The following is an 18,853-nucleotide window of genomic DNA, read 5'->3' on the forward strand; positions in this document are numbered from 1 at the left end:
GCCATTCGACGAACGGCGTCCACCCCGCGACGAACGGCGCCTGCGCAAGGCGCGCAGGCGCCCGCCGCCCTAGAACAGGAAGTCGCCCGCCCCGACGCCCTTGATGTTCATCAGCACGAAGGCGAACTCCGCCTCCGGGTCCGCATCGAGGTTGGCGAGAACCACCGTCACATGTCCCGAGCTCAGGCCCGTGACGTCCCCCGCGAGCTGGAAGCCGAGCGACTTCTGCGCGGCGTTGATGTTGCCGAAGGTCCGCACCGTGATGTCGCTGGCGTCCACCGACAGGCCGCTGAAGTCGAGCTTGTCGCCTGAGCTGAAGTCGACGATCACGTCCAGGCCGACCTCGCCCTTCTTCAGCTGCACCAGGGTGGCGGTGGTCTCGGCCACGAACCGGTCCGATCCGGCACCGCCGATGAGCACGTCCACGCCGTCCGAGCCGCGGAGGGTGTCGGCGCCGGCCCCGCCCTCCAGGACGTCGGTTCCGCCATCGCCGTAGAGGTCGTCGTCGCCCGCGTTCCCCCGCAGCCGATTGTTGGCGGCGTTGCCCTGGATCAGGTCGTTCCCCGAGCCGCCCACGGCGTTCTCGATCGTCGCGCCGTAGGCGATGCCCACGTTGTTCACCAGACGCCCGGCGTTCGGGTCGGCGGCCAGGTTGGCCATGCGGGCGTCATAGGCCGCCTGGCTGAGCGGCGGATAGCCGTCGAGGGCGCGCTGGGCGTTCACCTGCTCCAGGCTGGGCGCATTGGCCAGGGTGACGCCGCCGATGCTCGACAGGTGGCCGGGGCGCAGGTCGATGATCTGGTTGGTGGCGAAGCCCGAGCAGTCGAGGGTGTCGTTGCCGCCCGCATCCCAGATGGCCATCACCGGCGCGGGGGTCTTCACGAAGTCGAACGCGTCGCGCCCGGCGTTCGAGTTGAAGCCATAGGTGGTGTCCCCGGTGCGGGTGGTCATGTCCGCGCCGTACATCTTCTGGATGGCCAGGATGTCATGGACCATGGGCGTCGCCCCGTAGGCGATCGTCCCGCGGAGGTAGTCGTGGTCCTGGATGCCCACTTCGCGCGGGTTCCAGTACGACATGATGGAGTAGTTGCGGATGTCCTGGGCGTACTCGGCGCCGTTGGCGTAGGTCACCGCGAACCCCGGGGCGAAGTTGTAGTTCCCCGGGTGCGACAGGCCCAGCGAATGGCCGAACTCGTGGACCAGGGTGTTGAGCCCGTAGAGCCCCTCGTCGAACTGGAAGTTGGACGCGGTCGTGCCAGTCACCCACACGTCGCCCACGATATTGTAGGCCTGGGCGTTGACGTGGGCGTTCGAACTCACCGTCGCCGCCGGCAGCCGCGCATAGGCCTGCGTTCCGGGCCGGTTCATCACATTGCCGAAGTTGATGTCAGCCTGGTTGACGTCGGTCTCCTTGAACGAGATCGCCACCACGTCGTCCCAGTACTGGATCGCCTCCCGCGCCGCTGCGCGCTGCGCCTCGCTGAACGCCCCGAAACCGAAGTACTCGTTCAGGCCGAAGTACTGGCCGTTCAGCTCATAGACGTAGCCGTTGGTCTCGAGCTGGGCCTGATTGTTGAAGAACCCGTAGGTGATCTCCTTCGCATCGCCGTCGCGCGCGACGCCAGTGACGCCCCAGGCCGTGCCTGACCGGTTCAGGTACTGGGCCGCGTGCTCGGGCGTCCAGATCTCCTTGCCGTAGAAAGTTCCCGTCTGGCCATCCAGGGTTGCGTCGTCGGAGTCGGAGAAGAGTTCCGGATTATACGGCTGGATATCGCTCATGCTGTGTGTCGCCCCGTCAGATGTTGGTTAGGCTTCGGCCTCCCCAGGCCGCCGCCGCGTCGGCCGCCTTCCGGTAACAAGGGGAGCGCACGCCTCCGCCCTCGCGGAGCCCCTGCCTCCCCCGTCCCGAAAAGTAGCAGAGCCCGAGCCTACACGCGGCGCGTGTCCCGTCACCGGGCGCCGGATGAAACATTTTTGTGACTTGCTGTTACGTTCGAAAGAAGCTTGGCGCGCGCCGGCCGACGACCTGCCGCACCCGGCGGGCTAACGGCGCCGCTTGCGGCCGCCGCGCAGCCCCCCATATGCGCCCCGATCGCGCGTCGGGCCCGTCATCCCACCGGCCGACGCGACGGGAGTGCGGCCCTGGCGCCTTCGATGGCCGCCGGGGCCGCTTTCGTTTGGGCGGTCGCGCCGCTCCTCGCCTTTCACGATCCGGAACAAGGCCTTTTCCACCGCCGCCTCTTAAGCGTGGCCGTGGCGCACACACCTGCAAGTCCGGCTGCGGCGGTTGGCTGCGGCCCACCGGCCCCGCTTCGGGCCGAATGACAGGAAACGAAAGAGCATCATCATGAAGACCTTCACCTCCGCGGCTGTGTGGGCCGCCCTCGCCCTGGCTGTCCCCGCCGCCGCCGCCGCTCAGGATCTCGAACGCACCGGCGTCTACGCCGGGGTCGGCTACAGCCACCTCGATCCCAGCGGCGCCCGCGACGCCGGGACAGGCGCGCTTGCCGTGCGCGCCGGCTACCAGTTCAACCGCTTCCTCGGCATCGAGGCCGAAGGCTCGCTCGGCGTCGACGATGGCCACTTCTCCACCGGTGCAGGGGCGCGTGGATCCTATGGGCTCGACTACGCCGTCGGCGCCTTCGGCGTGGCGCGCTACCCGGTGAGCGAGCGCCTCGATGTCTTCGCCCGTGGCGGCGCAGTGCACGCCAGGTTCGACGGCAAGGCCCGGATCGGCTCCACCGTCGCCCGCTTCTCCGACAAGGACGAGTGGCTCGCCGCCGGCGCGGGCGCCGAGCTCCACCTCGGCGGCGCCAACGCCCTGCGGGCCGAGTACACCCGCTACGAGGGGAACGACGATCTGGACGTGGATGTCTGGGGCGTGTCGTTCGTCCGTCGGTTCTGAACGGGCGGGAAATCGCCGGACGGGCTTGAACCATCCGGCCGCTCGACCATTTTGACTATACGGTACGCCGGCGGCTCCGTCCCTCTTTGCCGCTTGTCGCACCCGCCCCGGGCTCCGGCCCGGGGCGTCATGCGCGCCTGGAACTGAACAGGCGGTCTGCACTCACCCGATCCGGTTGCCGCGCCTGTCCCGCACCACGTCTGATAGCGGTCGCCTTCGAACCTGCAGCCATAGGCGGCGGCGCCGCCAGGCGCTCCCGCCCTGCATCAGCCGCGCACAGATCGCCTCGCCCACCTGGCGCGTATAGGTCGAGGCGCGCCCGCTTCTCGGCGGCTTCGGCCGCAAGGCCAGGACCACGGCCTGCGACCGGTCCCGTCGCCGCGCGGCCAGCCGCGCCGTCTGCTGCGCCGCCGCCCGCGCTTGCCGAATTCCGGATAGGTCACCCGCCAGCGAGGCGTGAGAGGCAACGCGCCTCCGAAGTGCTAGGCTCTGGTGAGGACAACCCCGGAGCTCGTCATGATCCGCCCCTTCGTCCTCGCCTCCGCCGTCGCGCTCGTCGGCGGCTCGGCTCTCGCTCACCACGGCTGGAGTTCCTACGACGCCGACAAGATGGTGAAGGTCACCGCCCCGCTGACTGGCCTCGCCTGGGAGAACCCGCACGCCACCGCCAAGGTGGCCTGGCAGGGCCGAACCTGGAACGTGGTTCTGGCGCCGCTGGCCCGCATGGAAGCTCGCGGCCTCACCCGCGAGATGCTCGCCGCGGGGCAGCCGGTCACGCTGGAGGGCTATCCGCGCAGCGACGGGACGCCCGAGATGCGCCTCGAGCGCGTGACTGTGCAGGGCAAGGTCGTCGAGTTGCGCTAGCCGCCTCGACGGCCCCGGCCCCGACGCCGAGTTCGCCTACTGGAGCGGCGCAGGTCCCTCGCTGACGCCGCTCTGGAAGCTGCGCGGCTCTCCCGCCGTCCGGGTCTCGGCCTCGGCGCCCTTGGCGTAGCGCTCGTACTCCTCGCGGAAGCGGTGGGTCAGGAAGGCCTGGTTGTCGTACTCTTCTTTGATCTTCAGGAACCAGGTCCCCTCTTCCTCGAAGATGTGGTGCAGCACCGCGCCGCGGATGTGCTCCAGCTTGTCCTTCCACCCTTCGGCGTCGGTGACCGGGTCGATTCGTTCCAGCTCGGCCATCTGCATCTTGGCCGTGGTCTGCTCGGTGTAGGCCAGGGTGGTGTGGTGCTTTTCGCCCGCCTTGGCGAGCGCCGGGTAGAGCACGACCTCCTCCGCCAAGCTGTGGCCGTTGAGCACCAGGGCCAGCTGCTTCATCGCCGCCGTGCGGGACGGCCCGTCGGTGGCCATGCGGCAGGCCTCGAACGCTGCGCGGATCTGGTCGTGCTGGTCCAGCGCCATGGACAGCCAGTCGCCCGGCATGGAGGCCTCGCGCGCCTTGCGCGTCGCCTCGGCTCGCTGTTCGTCGCTCTCGGGCGGGGTGATGGCCCCAAGGGCCTTGTCGATCAGGGACATGTTCGGCGCTCCGTCGGTCTAGGACCCGGGCCGGCATTCTGTATCCCGCCCGGCATACCGCCGCTAACCGAAGCCCACCGCCGACGGTTCCCCCTCTCCCGCGCCGCCGGCGTGGGAGAGGGCTGGGGTGAGGGCGGCGCAGGCGGCTGGGGGGGGCGCTCCGGTTGGCCCCGCTCGCTCCGGGTCCAACACCCTCGCGAACGGCGCCTCGGCGCCGCCCCCACCCAACCCTCTCCCGCAGGCGGGAGAGGGCAAGGCGCCGTCTTTCCCCTCTCCCGCGCCGCAGGCGTGGGAGAGGGCTGGGGTGAGGGCGGCGCAGGCGGGTGGGGGTGGCGCTGCGGGTGGACCCGCTCGCTCCGGGTCCAACACCGTCGCGAACGGTCGTCTCGGCGCCGCCCTCACCCAACCCTCTCCCGCAAGCGGGAGAGGGCAGGCGCTCCCGCTACTCGCCGCCGGCCTTGCCGCGGTAGTCCAGCGGCGGCGGCCGGTCGCCGACCATGGCCTTGTAGACGAACCCTTCGCCCCGCTTGCGGACCAGCTCCGCCTTCGCTTGGGCGATCAACGCCGGGTCGCGGAACAGCTGGGCGCCGGTGAGCGCCAGGGTCTTGGCGGCCACCGCACCGCCCTTGGTCGCCATGCTGGTCCCGCCGGCGGCCACAGCCTGCCAGCTGTGGCCCGGCGTGCCTGGGACCCACACCGCCGAGCGCATGCCGACGGTGGGCGTCACCCAGCTCACGTCCGCCACATCCGTCGAGCCGCCGCCGTCGCCGCCGATCCGCAGCGGCTGGATCTCCGAGGCGCTCTCCAACGTCGCCTTGGAGGGCGGAAGCTGCTTGGCCATGGCCTCGGCGAAGGCGCGCTCCTGGGCGTCCCACCGCACCCCGCCCACCTGCCGCAGGTTGCCGTCCATCACCCGCGCCAGGGTCTCGTTCGGCAGCATGTTGTAGACGCCGCCGGTCTGCTCGAAGCTCATCTTCGTCTCGGTGGCCAGCGCCGCCCCCTCGGCGGCCCTCTGCACCCGGGCGACCACGTCGCGCACCACCTGCGGGTCGGCGTGGCGGACGTAGTAGTAGACCTCGGCCTTCTCCGGCACGACGTTCGGCGCCTGGCCGCCGTCGCTGATCACATAGTGGATGCGCGTCCCGTCGGGCACGTGCTCGCGCAGCATGTTCACCGCCACGTTCATCACCTCGACGGCGTCCAGGGCGGACCGGCCGCGCCACGGCGCGCCGGAGGCGTGGGCGGAGGCCCCGGTGAAGCGGAACTTGCCGCTGACGTTGGCCAGGGAGACCGTCTGCGAGGCGTCGTTGGCGTCGCCGGGGTGCCAGTGCAGGGTGGCGTCCACGTCCTGGAACAGGCCGGCGCGCACCATGTAGACCTTGCCCGAGCCGCCCTCCTCGGCGGGAGTCCCATAGACCCGCACCTCGCCCTTCACGCCGTGGGCCTTCATCCACTGGGCGAGCGCGATCCCGGCCTGAACCGAGGCGGCGCCGAACATGTGGTGGCCGCACGCGTGGCCGGCGATCCCCGGGACGGGCCTGCGCGTCGGCTCCGCCGCCTGCGCCAGCCCCGGCAGGGCGTCGAATTCGGCCAGGATGGCCAGCACCGGCCCCTCTCCGGTCTTGAAGCTCGCCACGAAGGCGGTGGGCATGCCGGCCACCCCCGCCTCCACCTTGAAGCCGGCCTTCTTCAGCTCGGACTGCAAGAGCGCCGAGCTCTTGGTCTCCTGGTAGCCCACCTCGGCGAAGCCCCAGATCTGCCGGGCCACCTCGCCCATGCGGGGCGCCCCCTTGTCCACGGCCGCCGTGATCTGCGCTCGTTCCTGCGCCGACAGCTCCGCGGCCCCCGCGCTCCCAGCCGCGGCCGCCGCCGCCAGCGCCACGCCCGCCAGATATCGCCTCATGCCTACGCCCTCACCGATACGCTTTTCGCCAGCCTAGCCGATCCCGCGCCGCCGCGGGAAGCGGCGAGGCCGCGCCTCCCCTTGACACTGACCGCCGGTCAGTAACTAATGACCCACGGTCATTTAGGTGCATGTGATGCCCAAGCCCCCCAGGCGCCGCCTCGCCCCCGAGGCTCGCCGGCTGGAGATCGTCGAGGCGGCGGAGCGGCTCCTGCAGGCGCATGGCCCCAAGGTGCGGGTCGAGGACGTGGTCCGCGAGGCCGGCGTCGCCAAGGGGACCTTCTTCCTCTACTTCCCGAGCTGGGACGACCTGCTCGACACCGTTCGCGAGCGGCTGGTGGCCGAGTTCGACACCCTCTATCCGCTGCCGACCGAGGTGGACGGGCCGGTGGACTGGCCGGCCACCGTGGACTGGCTGGCCGCGGCCTTCATCGACTTCGCCGCCGCCCGCCAGGGTATCGGTCAGGCCCTCTTCCACTCCGACTACACCGACCGGCGGCCCCTCGCCGACAACGCCGTCCTGCGGCTCTCGGCGGTCATCCGCGCCGGCCAGGAGGCGGGCGCCTTCGGCCCGATCGAGCCCGACCCCACCGCCCGCCTGCTGTTCGCCGCCATCGACGAGGCGGCGCGCGCCGTCGCCGCCGGCGAGCCGCGCGAGGCCGTGCTCACCGCCCTTTGCACCCTGCTCCGCCGCACCCTCGCCCCCTGAAGGAGATCCGTCATGGCCACGGAAGCCCAGGTCAACGTCCGCTACATGGTCTCAGACGTGCCGCAGGCCGCGGACTGGTACGTCGGCCATCTGGGCTTCGAGCCCTTCGGCCCCTCCTCGCCGGCCTTCGCGGCGGTGACCCGCGGCCCGATCCGGCTGCTGCTCAGCGGCCGCGGCAGCTCCGCCGGCCGTCCGATGCCCGACGGCCGGCAGCCCGAGCCGGGCGGCTGGAACCGGTTTCAGCTGGTGGTCGACGACCTCGCCGCCGAGGTCGAGCGCCTGCGCGCCCGCGGCGTCGAATTCGTCAACGACATCGTCACCGGCCCCGGCGGCGCCCAGATCCTCGCCCGGGACCCCTCCGGCAACCTGGTCGAGCTCTTCCAGCCCGCCGCCTGGGCCTAGAGCCTCGGCCGCCGTGCTTCCGAGGCCGGGCGGGCTCGCCGCCGGCTACTGCGCGGCCGCGGGCTCGGCGATGCCGATCGGCTCGACGCTGTCCGGGTTCTGCGGCAGGTCGAAGCGGTCGGCGTTCATGACCTTGGTCCAGGCCTTGATGAAGTCGCGGACGAACTTCTCCTCGTTGCCGCGCTCGGCGTACACCTCCGCCGTGGCGCGCAGCTGGCTGTTGGACCCGAAGATCAGGTCGGTCCGGGTCGCCCGCCACTTCTCGTGGCTGCCGCCGCGGTCATAGCCGATGAACTCCTCGTCGGCGCTGGTGTCGATCACCTTCCAGAAGGTGTCGTTGTCCAGCAGGTTGACGAAGAAGTCGTTGGTCAGCTGACCCTTGCGCTGCGTGAAGACGCCCTCGGGCGCGTCCTGGTAGTTGGCGCCCAGCACCCGCAGGCCGCCCAGCAGCACCGTCATCTCCGGGACCGACAGGCCGAGCAGCGAGGCGCGGTCGAGCAGCAGTTCCTCGGTGCGCACCGAGTGCTTGGTCTTCAGGTAGTTGCGGAAGCCGTCGGCCACCGGCTCCAGCACCGCGAAGCTTTCGACGTCGGTCCACTCTTCCGTGGCGTCGCCACGGCCGCCGACGAAGGGCACGCTCACATCGAAGCCGGCGTCACGCGCCGCCTTTTCCACCGCCGCCGTGCCGGCCAGGACGATGGCGTCCGCCATGGACAGCGATCCGCGCAGCTCATCGAGCTTGGCGAGGATGCGGCCCAGTTCCTCCGGCTCGTTCACCTTCCAGCTCTTCTGGGGCTCGAAGCGGATCCGCGCGCCGTTGGCGCCGCCGCGATGGTCCGAGCGCCGGTAGGTCGAGGCCGACGCCCAGGCGGTCTTCACCAGCTGGCCGACGCTGAAGCCCGCCGCGAGGATCTTCGACTTGAACGCCGCGACGTCGGCGTCGGAGGGTTTGGAACCCGCCGGCACCGGGTCCTGCCAGATCAGGTCCTCGGCCGGAACCTCCGGTCCCAGGTAGCGGACCTTCGGGCCCATGTCCCGGTGGGTGAGCTTGAACCAGGCCCGGGCAAAGGCGTCCTTGAAAGCCTCGTGGTCGTTCCGGAACTTCTCGGAGATCGCGCGGAATTCCGAATCGACCTTCAGCGCCATGTCGGCCGTGGTCATCATGGTCGGCACGCGCTTTGTGGGATCGTGCGCCGCCGGGGCCATGTCCTCCGGCTTCTGGTTGATCGGCTGCCATTGCTGGGCGCCGGCGGGGCTGCGGACCAGCTCGTATTCGTAGTCGAGCAGCAGGCGGAAATAGTTCTCCGACCACTCCGTTGGCGTGTTCACCCAGGCGCCTTCGATGCCGCTGGTGATGGTGTGTTCGCCCAAGCCGCTTTCGTGCGCGCTGGCCCAGCCCAAGCCCTGCAGCGAGATGTCGGCGGCTTCCGGGGCCGCGTCCACCAGGCTGGGATCTCCGGCGCCGTGGGCCTTGCCGAAGGTGTGGCCGCCGGCGGTGAGCGCGACGGTCTCCTCATGGTTCATCGCCATGCGCTCGAAGGTGATCTTGATGTCGCGCGCCGACTGCATCGGGTCCGGCACCCCGCCCGGGCCCTCGGGATTGACGTAGATCAGGCCCATCTGGATCGCCGCCAGCGGGTGCTCCAGCTCCAGCTGATCCTCGGGGAGGATGCGGGTCTTGTTGTCGGGATGCCCGACGAACTGCTCCTCCGAGCCCCAGTAGATGTCCCGCTCGGGCTCGAAGACGTCCTTGCGGCCGCCGCCGAAGCCGAACACCGGCCCGCCCATGGATTCGATGGCGACGTTGCCGGCCAGGATGAAGAGGTCCGCCCAGCTGATGTTCTTCCCGTACTTGCGCTTGATCGGCCACAGCAGGCGGCGCGCCTTGTCCAGATTGCCGTTGTCCGGCCAGCTGTTCAGCGGGGCGAAGCGTTGCTGGCCGCTGTTGGCCCCGCCGCGCCCGTCGGCCGTGCGGTACGTGCCGGCCGCGTGCCAGGCCATGCGGATCATGAAGGGGCCGTAGTGGCCGTAGTCGGCCGGCCACCACGGCTGGCTGTCGGTCATCAGCGCCTTCAGGTCGGCCTTCAGCGCGTCGTAGTCGAGGGCGTTGAAGGCTTCGGCGTAGTCGAAGTCTTCGCCCATCGGGTCCGGCGAGAGGCCGCCCTGGTTCAGGATGTCGAGGGGAAGCGCCTCGGGCCACCAGTCGCGGTTGGTGCGGCCCAGGAGCGACCGCACAGTCGTCGGCTTGCCCATGGGGCAACCCTGCGGGGTGTCGACCTTCTGATCCATCTCTTCCTCCGTTTCATCCCGCGGCAAGGGCCGCCCCGCGCCGCCGTCCCCACAGTGCGCCCCCGGCCCCTTTAGGTAAAATCGATTTTGGGGATAAATTAGATAGAGGGAGACTATGGAGCGTGGCCGGCCGTCGGCGTTCGGCTCAGTGCGCCATGGAGGTGTCGGCCACATGCTTCGGCCTGGGCGCCAGCCAGATCAGCGCCGCCGCCACGACGAACAAGAAAGCCACCGCCAGGAAGACCTGGTTGGTGGCGATCGCCACCGCCTGCCCGTGAACCATCTGAGTCAGCGTTGCGATGGCGCCCTCCTGCCCCCCGGTCTGGGCGGAAAGCGCGTCAACCGTCGTCTGCGCGTCCGTCATCGCGCCGGCGAGTTCAGCCTGGTTGCGGGTCGCCGCATCGTCCCATGTCGTGTTGACGAGGGACACCGCCACCGCGCCGGCCATGGTCCGGATGAAGTTCATCAGGCCGGACGCGCTCGCCGTCTCCTCGGGCTCAACGCTACCGAGCGCCAGGTTGGTCAAAGGCATGAAGAACAGCGGCATGAAGGCTCCGCTGATCAAGAGCCAGATCGCGATCTGCCAGAAGGTCATGTCTGGTGTGGCCTGGCCCCGGAACAGGGTGATCACGCCCAGGCCGGCGACGCCGACGAAGATCAGCTTGCGCGGGTCCACCTTGACCGAAAGCTGGGACGCGATCGGCGCCGCAAAGACCGCCAGCACCCCGACCATACCAGTGACATAACCGGCCCAGGTGGCCGTGTAGCCCATCTGGTTTTGCAGCCACAGCGGCGTGAGGACATTGGTGGCGAAGAAGCCGCCGAAGGCGATGGCCAGCGTCACCATGGCCACGCTGAATCCGCGGTAGCGGAAGATCCTCAGATCCACGACTGGGTTCTCCGCTGTGAGCTCCCAGATGAGGAAGGCGAGGAAGCCGACCAACGCCACAGCCGCGAGCCCGACGATCATCGGATTGGCGAACCAGTCGTGCTCCTTGCCGAGATCCAGCATCAGCTGAAGTGCGCCCACCCAGCCGACCAGGAGGACGAGGCCGACGACGTCGAACTTCGCCGCCACGCCGCGTTCTTCGTAAGGCTTCAACGCACGCCATAGGACAACCGCCGCCGCAAAGGCGATCGGCACGTTCACCCAGAAGATGGCCTGCCAGCCGAAGGTGTCGCACAGGTAGCCGCCGAGCACTGGCCCCAGGATGGGCGCGACCAGCGTGGTCACGGCCCAGAGGCCCATGGCCGCTGGACGCTGTTTCGGCGGGAAAATCAGGAACAGCAGGGTCTGTGACAGGGGCATCAAAGGCCCGCCGGCGAAGCCCTGCAGGACGCGGAACAAGGTCAGCGAACCGAGGTTCGGCGCAAGGCCGCAGAGCGCCGAGGTAATCCCAAAGCCGAGGATGGAAAGGACGAAAACCCGCGGGCCGCCGAAGCGCATGGCGAGCCAGCCCGTAAGCGGCACCATGATGGCCTCCGCCACGGCGTAGGAGGTGATCACCCAGGTGCCCTGACTGGTCGAGGCCCCAAGGCTGCCCGCGATGTTCGGCACGGACACGTTGGCGATGGAGGTGTCCAGGACCGCGAGGAAATTGGCGATGGCCAGGAGCGCCCCGAGCGCCCAAAGGCTGGCGCCTCCAGTCGCGGGGGTGCGATCGGCGGGCGCAGAGCCCGCCGTTGCAACGGCAGTCATGGCGGGAACCCTAGTCCTGGATGTGGATGGTGGCCTTAATGGAGAGGCCGACCTTCAGGGGATGAGCGGCAAGGTCTTTGGGATCGAGCGCGACGCGAACCGGCAGTCGCTGAACCACCTTGATCCAGTTCCCGGTGGCGTTCTGGGCCGGGATCACAGCGAACGCCGAGCCTGTCCCCCCGGCAAGGCCGACGACCTTGCCATGGTAGACGACCTTGTCGCCGTAGAGATCGCTCTCCAGCTCGACAGGCTGGCCGATGCGGACCTGCCGCAGCTGGCCTTCCTTGAAGTTTGCGTTCACATAAGCCTGCTGAACCGGCACGACGCTCATCAGCGGCGCGCCGGTCTGCAGCATCTGGCCAACCTGCACGCTGCGTCGGGCGACCACCCCGTCCACGGGCGCCCGGATGACTGTGCGCTCGAGATTCACCCGCGCCTGCTCGACCCGGGCCCGAGCCGCGGCGACTTCCGGATTGGCGTCGAGCGACACCCCGGAAATCAGCACGGCGTTCGCCTCGCGCGAACCCTCCGCCGCCGCCACGTTGGCCCGGGCCTGCGCCAGGGCGGCCTGGGCGGCGCTGAACGCCGTCTTCGCGCTCGTCAGCTCTTCGCCGGCCACTGCCCCGGAGCCCGCCAGCGCCTGCCGCCGGTCGAGCTCGAGACGCGCGCGAGCCAGCTCGGCTTCGGCGCGCGCCACATCGGCCTTGCGCGCCGCCACCTGGCCCCCGAGCGCCTGGTCGTTGGCGCCGTAACCCCGAACCTTGCGCTCGGTCTGCGCGAGCGCCGCCTCGGCTTCCGCCAGATCAAGGTGAGCGTTCGTGGCGTCCAGCACCACGAGCACGTCACCCTTGCGCACCGCCTGCGTGTCGACAACTCGCACCTGCGCGACGGGTCCCCCCACGAGCGCGGTGACCTGGGCCGCGTCGGCCGCAACGTAGGCGTTGTCGGTCTCCACCTGCTTGGCGGCCACTCCGGTCTGGTAGGCGTAGGCGCCGCCGCCAACCAGCACGACAGCGCCCGCCAGTCCGGCGAACAGTTTCTTGCGCAGCGACGCAGTGCGGGCGGGCTTCGTGCTCGGCGACGCCGTCGAAGCGGCGCCTTGCAGTTCGTCCTGCGAAATCGGCTTGTTCATGGTCTCACGTCCCTTGGGAGGAAAATCTGCAGGTCAGGCGTGGAAGCCGCCGCCCAGCGCGCGCACGAGCTCGACGTCCAGGCTGAAGGCGCGGGCCTCGAGGTCCGCCACGGTCCGCCGGTTGGCGATCAGGGCGTCTTCTGCACTGAGCACATCGAGGTAGGTGGCGAGGCCGCCGCGATAGCGATCCTGCGCCAGCTTGTGGGCGTCCACGGACGCGGCGAGCGCCTCTCGGCTCTTCGCGAGACGAGCGTCCAGAGCGCGCGCGCTGACCGCCGCGTCAGCGACGTCGTTGAGGGCGCGCGCCAGGGTCTGGTCGTAGCTCGCGACCGCCTCGTCGTACTCGGCCCGTGCGCCGCGAAAGGCGCCCTGCAGCCGACCGGAGTCGAAGATCGGCAGGCTGACCGCGGGTCCGACCTGGCCGACCGTGGAGCCGCTCTTGGTGAGCAGATCGAGACCGAGCGATTGCACGCCCAGGAATGCTGTCAGGTTGAGGTTCGGGTAGAAATCGGCGCGCGCAACCTTGATGCGCTTGGCGGCCGCTTCGGCTCTCAGGCGCGCCGCCGTCACGTCAGGCCGGCGGCCCACGAGGTCGGCCTGCAGGTTGGCAGGCAGGCCGAAGGCGCGCACAGAGGTTTGCGCCGGGCGGTCGATCCCGATCCCACGGTCCGGACCCTGGCCCGTCAGCGCAGCGATGCGATTGCGGGTCAGCCCCAGCGCTTCGTCGACAGCCGCGAGGTCCGCCTCAGCGGCAGCCCGGGCGGCGTGAGCCCTCTGTTCGGCCGACCGGTTTTCGAGGCCCTGGGCGCGGCGCTGGCTGATAAGATCTTCGGTCTGACGACGAACCCGTACAGCCTGATCGGCGGCGTCTCGGTCCGCGTGCAGCTGCGCGAGATCCGCATAGGCGCTTGCGACGGCCGTAGACAGGGTCAGCCGCGCCGCCGCCGCCTCGGCCCGCGCGGCCTGCGCCTGAGAGGTCGCCGCCGCCAGCGAGGCGCGGTTGCGTCCGAAGAAGTCCAGCTGCCAGCTGAGGTTCGCCCCCACGCGGCCGCTGTCGTTCCACCCATGCGGCACGAAATCGGCCGGCACGCCGTTGTTGTAGCTCTGTTTGGCGGCCGCAACCGAGGCCTCGGCCTGAAGCTGCGGCCCAAGCGCGGCGCCCGCCTGCTGCGCCAGCGCCTCAGCTTGCCGGACCCGGGCCTCTGCCACCGCAAGGTCGGGCGAGCCGGTGAGCGCCTCCACGATCAGTCGAGTCAGCTGCGGATCGCCATAGGCCTGCCACCAGGTGTCCTCCGGCCAAGCCGACTCTGGGGCGGAGAGGATCTGAGCCGACAGGTAGCTTGTCGCCGGCTTCGGCTGAGGCGGTGCGCCAAGGTCGGGCACGCTGGCGCAGGCCGTCAGCACCGATGTTGACAGAAGGAGAGCGCCGAGGGCGCGCGGCGGCGCCGAAAAGATCGAACGCGACATCTGGGGGCCTTCATAACCAAACCGTACGGTCTATTTAATCGACCCGGGGCTGGCGTCAAGCCATTCCTGTACTGTACAGTCTAGAAAACGGAGGAGCGCATGAGGCTGAAGACGGACGCGCGTCGCTCAGCGATTGTTTCGGCAGCGTGGGCGGCGTTCCGCGAGAACGGGTTCGAGCGGACCAGCATGTCGGAAATCTCGGCTCGCTTGGGCGGCTCGAAGGCGACGCTCTACAGCTACTTCAAGTCGAAGGAGGAACTGTTCTTCGCCGCCCTGGACGATGCGGTAGCGGATCAGGCGGAGCGCGCCTTCGAACAGCTGGAGGGTCCTGGCGATCTGCCCGAGCGGCTGACAGCGTTTGCTCGCGGGTACATGGGCCTGCGGCTGGGCGATGATGTGATCGCCGTCGACCGGATGATGATCGCGGAAGCGGAACGCTCACCGCTCGGCGCTCAGTTGCGCGCGCAGTACATCCTGCCCAAGCGCCGCCAGATGGCAATGCTCATGGAGCGCGAGATGGCCGCGGGCCGGCTCAGGCGAGCCGACAGCGCCGTCGCTGCGGCGCATTTCCTTGCTCTGATCGAATCCGACCTGTTGGAGCGGCGGCTGCATGGGGAGCCGCGCATGGATCGTGCGGACGTGGAGGCGGCGCTGTCTGCGGGCGTGGATGCCTTCCTCCGGGCCTATGCGCCTTGACAGTTCGCTCCCGCCTAGCGACGCCGACCGCCCTGAGCTCCGGGCCCGGAAGCTCGGAACAACAGGTGGGCCGCTGTTCGGCAAGGCCGTAAGCTCCGGCGGCCATCGGAGCGTCCGCTCTGGGGCGTAGGAGTGGTGTCCGCTTCGGTCGAAATCGGTCATCGGCTCAGAGCCGGATAGCGGACTTGCGCGCGACTGCTGATAAGCGGACCTCCGAACGTCAACTGTGGGTGGCTAGGGACCTTTGCGGTTCCATGGTCCCGCGAAGCCAACACCTACGGTCGCACGGGAGCGCAGTGAGCTGACGGGTGGCGGCAAAGCGGCGCCGTTGTTGAGATCACAAGGCCGACGGCGGGCGGGCCCGCGGTGATCAGATGAGCTTTTGTGCCGCTAGCGGATCGCGACCGGGTTGATCACCACCTGGACCGTGCCTTGGAAGCGCGGCTGGCCTAGCACGAACAGGAACTCGGTCACTCCGTCGGCGGCAAGGGGGCCGACGTTGACGTTCTCCAGTACGTGCACGCCCTTCTTCGCCAGCAGGGTCTGATGGACCACAAACGGGCGGTTGGGGTTCTCGAACGGTATGGCCTCCAGCGCGATGGTGTCGGCGCCGATGGCCACGACGCCCTGGTCGGCCAGCCAGATGGCCGCCTCCAGGCCCAGGCCCGGCTCGGAGTCCTGGAACGTCTTCCTGTCGCTCGCGAGCTTGTCCGCCATCCAGCCCGTGTGCAGCAGCACCACGTCGCCTTTGCCGACGGTGAGCTTCTGAGCCTTCAGCACCGCTTGGATGTCCCCCTTCGTGAAGGCGTGACCGGCTGCCAGCGGCTTGCCAAAGTGCTTCCTCATGTCGAGCAGCACACCACGGGTGACGATCGGCGGGATGGCCGCGATGTCCAGCTTCCTGAAGCCTTCCTTCGCCAGATCGTCGGCCTTGAGGCCGTTGTAATGGCGGCGGTCGATGCCCAGGTGGGCCAGCCCGTCCATCTGGGTGCCGATGCCCATGCTGGTGGTGACCTTCTCGTCGAACGCGGTGACCTTGTTCTCGCCCAGCGGCGCCTGGCCGGCGGGTGGACTCCAGATCGCCTCGGCGGTGTACTTGCGCTCGCCGTACACCGGCGCGTCGGGCCCGGTGGGGATGCCCAGGGCATAGATCTTTCCGGTCTTCACTAGGCCCGCGGCCCGCTTCACAGCCTCGGGCGAGAGGTTGTTCACGGCGCCCAGGGTGTCGGCCGCGCCGTACTTCGATGGATACCAGGTGTCCTGCGCCAGGGCCGCACCAGCCGCGCACACGGCCGCGATCACGCCTCCGATCAGCTTCCCAAGCATCTCTCTCTCCCTCGGCCTTGTCGTTCTAGGGTGTCACGGCCCGGCCCTCAGCGCATTCGAAAGCTCGGGGATCTGGCGCCAACGGCCGAACTATTCCCGAAGTCGTCAGAACAGCCAGTTCCTCCCGCGATCGCCGAGGCCTGAGCCGTGCGTCCTCAGGCCGGCTCGTAGTTGAGGATGGGGGCGAGCCAGCGCTCGGCGGTCTTCACGTCCCAGCCCTTGCGGCGGGCGTAGTCCTCCACCTGGTCGCGCTCGATGCGACCGACGCCGAAGTAGTGCGCCTCCGGGTGGCCGAAATAGAGGCCGGAGACCGCGGCCGGCGGGGTCATGGCGAAGCTTTCGGTCAGCTCCAGGCCGATCTGCGGCGTGGCGTCCAGCAGCTTGAACAGCGTCGCCTTCTCGGTGTGGTCGGGCTGGGCGGGGTAGCCCGGCGCAGGACGGATGCCGCGGTACCGCTCGCCGATCAGGGCGTCCAGGTCGAACGGCTCGTCCGGGGCATAGCCCCACAGCTCGGTGCGCACCTTCCTGTGCAGGGCCTCGGCGAAGGCCTCGGCCAGGCGGTCGGCCAGCGACGTGAACAGGATCGCGGAATAGTCGTCGCCAGCCGCCTTGAACTCCGCCGCCCGCTCCAGCTCGCCGACGCCGGCCGTCACCGCGAAGCCGCCCACGTAGTCTGGCCGCGTCCCCACCGGCGCCACGAAGTCGGCCAGGGCCACGTTGCGCTGGTCGCCGCTCTTCAGCATCTGCTGGCGGAGGGTGTGGAGCCGGGTGAGCTCCGTCGTGCGGCTGTCGTCGGTGTAGAGCACCACGTCGTCGCCCTCGGCGTTGGCCGGCCAGAAGCCCACCACCCCGCGCGCCTCCAGCAGCCCCTCCTGGATGATCCGGTCCAGCATCCGCTGGGCGTCCTCGAACAGGTCGGTGGCGGCCTTGCCGACCACGTCGTCCTCGAGGATCTGGGGATAGCGGCCCACCAGCTCCCAGCTGGCGAAGAACGGCGTCCAGTCGATGTGCCGGCGAAGCTCGTTCAGGTCGTAGGGCGCCAACACCCGGGTGCCGAGGAACTCAGGCTTCGGCGGCTCGTAGGCGCTCCAGTCGGGGGCGAACGCATTGGCCCGCGCTTCCTCCAGCGTCGCCCGCGCCCGGGAGCCCTGGCCGCGCGCATACTGCTCGCGCACTTTCACATAGTCCGCCTTGGTCTCGGCGATGAAGCGGTCGCGCTCGGTGGGCGACAGCAGGTTGGAGACCACGCCCACCGCCCGGCTGGCGTCCAGCACATAGGTGGTCGGTCCGGCCTTGTACTGCGGCGCGATCTTCACCGCGGTGTGGGTCTTCGAGGTGGTGGCGCCGCCGATCAGCAGCGGCACGGTGAAGCCGCGGCGCTCCATCTCGCCCGCCACGAACACCATCTCGTCCAGGGAGGGCGTGATCAGGCCCGACAGGCCGATCATGTGGACGTCGTGCTTCTGGGCCTCGTCGAGGATCCGGTCCGCCGGGACCATGACGCCCAGGTCGATGACCTCGTAGTTGTTGCACTGCAGGACCACGCCCACGATGTTCTTGCCGATATCGTGGACGTCGCCCTTCACGGTGGCCATCAGGATCCGCCCGGCGCTCTCGCGGGGCTTGCCCTCCTTCTCGGCCTCCATGAACGGCATCAGGTAGGCCACCGCCTGCTTCATCACCCGGGCCGACTTCACCACCTGCGGCAGGAACATCTTGCCCGAGCCGAACAGGTCGCCGACCACGTCCATGCCGGCCATCAGGGGGCCTTCGATCACGTGCAGCGGCCGCTCGGCCTGCTGGCGGGCCTCCTCGGTGTCCTGCTCGATGAACTCGGTGACCCCGTGCACCAGGGCGTGTTTCAGCCGCTCGGCCACCGGCGCGTCGCGCCACGCCAGGGAGGGTCCCTTGGCCTCGCCCTTCTGGCCCTTGTACTTGGGCGCGAGCTCGACCAGCCGCTCGGTGTTGGACATCTCCGGATGGCGCTGCGGGCGGTTGAGAATCACGTCCTCCACCGCCTCGCGCAGCTCGGCGTCGATGTCGTCATAGACCGGCAGGTCGCCGGCGTTGACGATGCCCATGTCCATGCCGGCCGCGATGGCGTGGTAGAGGAACACCGAGTGAATCGCCCGGCGCACGGGCTCGTTGCCGCGGAACGAGAAGCTGACGTTGGAGACCCCGCCCGAGACCCGCGCGTGGGGCAGCTCGGCCTTGATCCGCCGCGTGGCCTCGATGAAATCGACGGCGTAGTTGTCGTGCTCCTCGATGCCAGTCGCCACGGCGAAGATGTTCGGGTCGAAGATGATGTCCTCGGGCGGGAAGCCCACCTGGTCCACCAGGATCCGATAGGCGCGCTGGCAGATCTCGAACTTCCGGTCCTGCGTGTCCGCCTGCCCCACCTCGTCGAACGCCATCACCACGACGGCGGCGCCGTAGCGCAGGCACTTCTTCGCCTGCTCGATGAACTTGGCTTCACCTTCCTTCAGGCTGATCGAATTGACGATCGCCTTGCCCTGCACGCACTGCAGCCCCGCCTCGATCACCTCCCACTTCGAGCTGTCGATCATCACCGGCACCCGGGCAATGTCCGGCTCGGCGGCCATCAGGTTCAGGAACGTCCGCATGGCCGCGACCGAGTCCAGCAGACCCTCGTCCATGTTGACGTCGATCACCTGCGCCCCGGCTTCCACCTGCTGGCGCGCCACGCTCAGCGCCTCGGGGTAGTTCCCCTCGGCCACGAGCTTGCGGAATTTGGCGGAGCCGGTGACGTTCGTCCGCTCGCCGACGTTGACGAAGATGGGTCGCATGGGTCG

14 protein-coding genes are annotated in these 18,853 nt (G+C 69.3%); 5 read left to right on the forward strand and 9 right to left on the reverse strand.

The features are described 5' to 3' along the window. Nucleotides 1-69 precede the first annotated feature (69 nt). A complete protein-coding gene (locus VIL67_RS12550) occupies nt 70-1,779 on the reverse strand; it encodes a M10 family metallopeptidase (protein WP_332049239.1) in 1,710 nt (569 codons plus the stop codon). 568 nt (nt 1,780-2,347) lie between these two features. Between VIL67_RS12550 and VIL67_RS12555 the strand changes: the two genes are divergently transcribed. Beyond that, entirely contained in the window at nt 2,348-2,905 is a 558-nt protein-coding gene (locus VIL67_RS12555) for a porin family protein (protein WP_332049240.1), read from the forward strand. A gap of 516 nt (nt 2,906-3,421) precedes the next feature. Then, nucleotides 3,422-3,769, forward strand: coding sequence for a DUF6152 family protein (locus VIL67_RS12560; RefSeq protein WP_332049241.1), 348 nt, complete (start codon nt 3,422-3,424; stop codon nt 3,767-3,769). A 36-nt stretch (nt 3,770-3,805) separates the two neighbouring features. On the opposite strand, the gene VIL67_RS12565 is transcribed toward VIL67_RS12560, so the two are convergent. Both VIL67_RS12565 and VIL67_RS12570 read right to left on the reverse strand, forming a co-directional pair. Next, a complete protein-coding gene (locus VIL67_RS12565; protein ID WP_332049242.1) occupies nt 3,806-4,417 on the reverse strand; it encodes a hemerythrin domain-containing protein in 612 nt (203 codons plus the stop codon). A 442-nt stretch (nt 4,418-4,859) separates the two neighbouring features. Next, nucleotides 4,860-6,320, reverse strand: coding sequence for an amidohydrolase (locus VIL67_RS12570; protein WP_332049243.1), 1,461 nt, complete (start codon nt 6,318-6,320; stop codon nt 4,860-4,862). 136 nt (nt 6,321-6,456) lie between these two features. Here VIL67_RS12570 and VIL67_RS12575 point away from each other — a divergent pair, with 136 nt between their 5' ends. Together VIL67_RS12575 and VIL67_RS12580 are read left to right on the forward strand one after the other, a co-directional pair. Then, the gene (locus VIL67_RS12575; protein ID WP_332049244.1) at nt 6,457-7,029 is read left to right on the forward strand and encodes a TetR/AcrR family transcriptional regulator; all 573 of its coding nucleotides are present in this window, start codon (nt 6,457-6,459) and stop codon (nt 7,027-7,029) included. Between the two features lie 12 nt (nt 7,030-7,041). Continuing rightward, nucleotides 7,042-7,431 (forward strand): VOC family protein, encoded by a 390-nt coding sequence (locus VIL67_RS12580; RefSeq protein WP_332049245.1) that lies wholly within the window; start codon nt 7,042-7,044, stop codon nt 7,429-7,431. Nucleotides 7,432-7,476: 45 nt separating this feature from the next. Here VIL67_RS12580 and katG read toward each other — a convergent pair whose 3' ends face one another. The 4 genes from katG to VIL67_RS12600 form a co-directional block, all read right to left on the reverse strand. Continuing rightward, nucleotides 7,477-9,720 (reverse strand): catalase/peroxidase HPI, encoded by a 2,244-nt coding sequence (katG, locus tag VIL67_RS12585; protein ID WP_332049246.1) that lies wholly within the window; start codon nt 9,718-9,720, stop codon nt 7,477-7,479. Between the two features lie 145 nt (nt 9,721-9,865). Beyond that, nucleotides 9,866-11,419, reverse strand: a complete 1,554-nt coding sequence (locus VIL67_RS12590) for a DHA2 family efflux MFS transporter permease subunit (protein WP_332049247.1) — start codon at nt 11,417-11,419, stop codon at nt 9,866-9,868. A 10-nt stretch (nt 11,420-11,429) separates the two neighbouring features. Further along, on the reverse strand, nt 11,430-12,551 hold the full coding sequence (locus tag VIL67_RS12595) for an HlyD family secretion protein (RefSeq protein ID WP_332049248.1): 1,122 nt from the start codon (nt 12,549-12,551) through the stop codon (nt 11,430-11,432). A 33-nt stretch (nt 12,552-12,584) separates the two neighbouring features. Further along, nucleotides 12,585-14,018 (reverse strand): efflux transporter outer membrane subunit, encoded by a 1,434-nt coding sequence (locus VIL67_RS12600; RefSeq protein WP_332049249.1) that lies wholly within the window; start codon nt 14,016-14,018, stop codon nt 12,585-12,587. Nucleotides 14,019-14,117: 99 nt separating this feature from the next. Here VIL67_RS12600 and VIL67_RS12605 point away from each other — a divergent pair, with 99 nt between their 5' ends. Next, a complete protein-coding gene (locus VIL67_RS12605) occupies nt 14,118-14,714 on the forward strand; it encodes a TetR/AcrR family transcriptional regulator (protein ID WP_332049250.1) in 597 nt (198 codons plus the stop codon). A 390-nt stretch (nt 14,715-15,104) separates the two neighbouring features. Here VIL67_RS12605 and VIL67_RS12610 read toward each other — a convergent pair whose 3' ends face one another. Beyond that, a complete protein-coding gene (locus VIL67_RS12610) occupies nt 15,105-16,040 on the reverse strand; it encodes a cyclase family protein (protein WP_332049251.1) in 936 nt (311 codons plus the stop codon). A 155-nt stretch (nt 16,041-16,195) separates the two neighbouring features. Next, complete coding sequence (metH, locus tag VIL67_RS12615) at nt 16,196-18,847, reverse strand: methionine synthase (protein ID WP_332049252.1); 2,652 nt, start codon at nt 18,845-18,847, stop codon at nt 16,196-16,198. Nucleotides 18,848-18,853: the final 6 nt, after the last annotated feature.

The organism is Phenylobacterium sp. (genome assembly GCF_036563385.1).
In the GTDB taxonomy this organism is placed as follows: domain Bacteria; phylum Pseudomonadota; class Alphaproteobacteria; order Caulobacterales; family Caulobacteraceae; genus Phenylobacterium.

Bases quoted from the DNA above. Each gene is read 5' to 3' on its own strand.
- VIL67_RS12550 (WP_332049239.1), bottom strand. From the start codon at position 1,779: ATGAGCGATATCCAGCCGTATAATCCGGAACTCTTCTCCGACTCCGAC.
- VIL67_RS12555 (WP_332049240.1), top strand. From the start codon at position 2,348: ATGAAGACCTTCACCTCCGCGGCTGTGTGGGCCGCCCTCGCCCTGGCT.
- VIL67_RS12560 (WP_332049241.1), top strand. From the start codon at position 3,422: ATGATCCGCCCCTTCGTCCTCGCCTCCGCCGTCGCGCTCGTCGGCGGC.
- VIL67_RS12565 (WP_332049242.1), bottom strand. From the start codon at position 4,417: ATGTCCCTGATCGACAAGGCCCTTGGGGCCATCACCCCGCCCGAGAGC.
- VIL67_RS12570 (WP_332049243.1), bottom strand. From the start codon at position 6,320: ATGAGGCGATATCTGGCGGGCGTGGCGCTGGCGGCGGCGGCCGCGGCT.
- VIL67_RS12575 (WP_332049244.1), top strand. From the start codon at position 6,457: ATGCCCAAGCCCCCCAGGCGCCGCCTCGCCCCCGAGGCTCGCCGGCTG.
- VIL67_RS12580 (WP_332049245.1), top strand. From the start codon at position 7,042: ATGGCCACGGAAGCCCAGGTCAACGTCCGCTACATGGTCTCAGACGTG.
- katG (WP_332049246.1), bottom strand. From the start codon at position 9,720: ATGGATCAGAAGGTCGACACCCCGCAGGGTTGCCCCATGGGCAAGCCG.
- VIL67_RS12590 (WP_332049247.1), bottom strand. From the start codon at position 11,419: ATGACTGCCGTTGCAACGGCGGGCTCTGCGCCCGCCGATCGCACCCCC.
- VIL67_RS12595 (WP_332049248.1), bottom strand. From the start codon at position 12,551: ATGAACAAGCCGATTTCGCAGGACGAACTGCAAGGCGCCGCTTCGACG.
- VIL67_RS12600 (WP_332049249.1), bottom strand. From the start codon at position 14,018: ATGTCGCGTTCGATCTTTTCGGCGCCGCCGCGCGCCCTCGGCGCTCTC.
- VIL67_RS12605 (WP_332049250.1), top strand. From the start codon at position 14,118: ATGAGGCTGAAGACGGACGCGCGTCGCTCAGCGATTGTTTCGGCAGCG.
- VIL67_RS12610 (WP_332049251.1), bottom strand. From the start codon at position 16,040: ATGCTTGGGAAGCTGATCGGAGGCGTGATCGCGGCCGTGTGCGCGGCT.
- metH (WP_332049252.1), bottom strand. From the start codon at position 18,847: ATGCGACCCATCTTCGTCAACGTCGGCGAGCGGACGAACGTCACCGGC.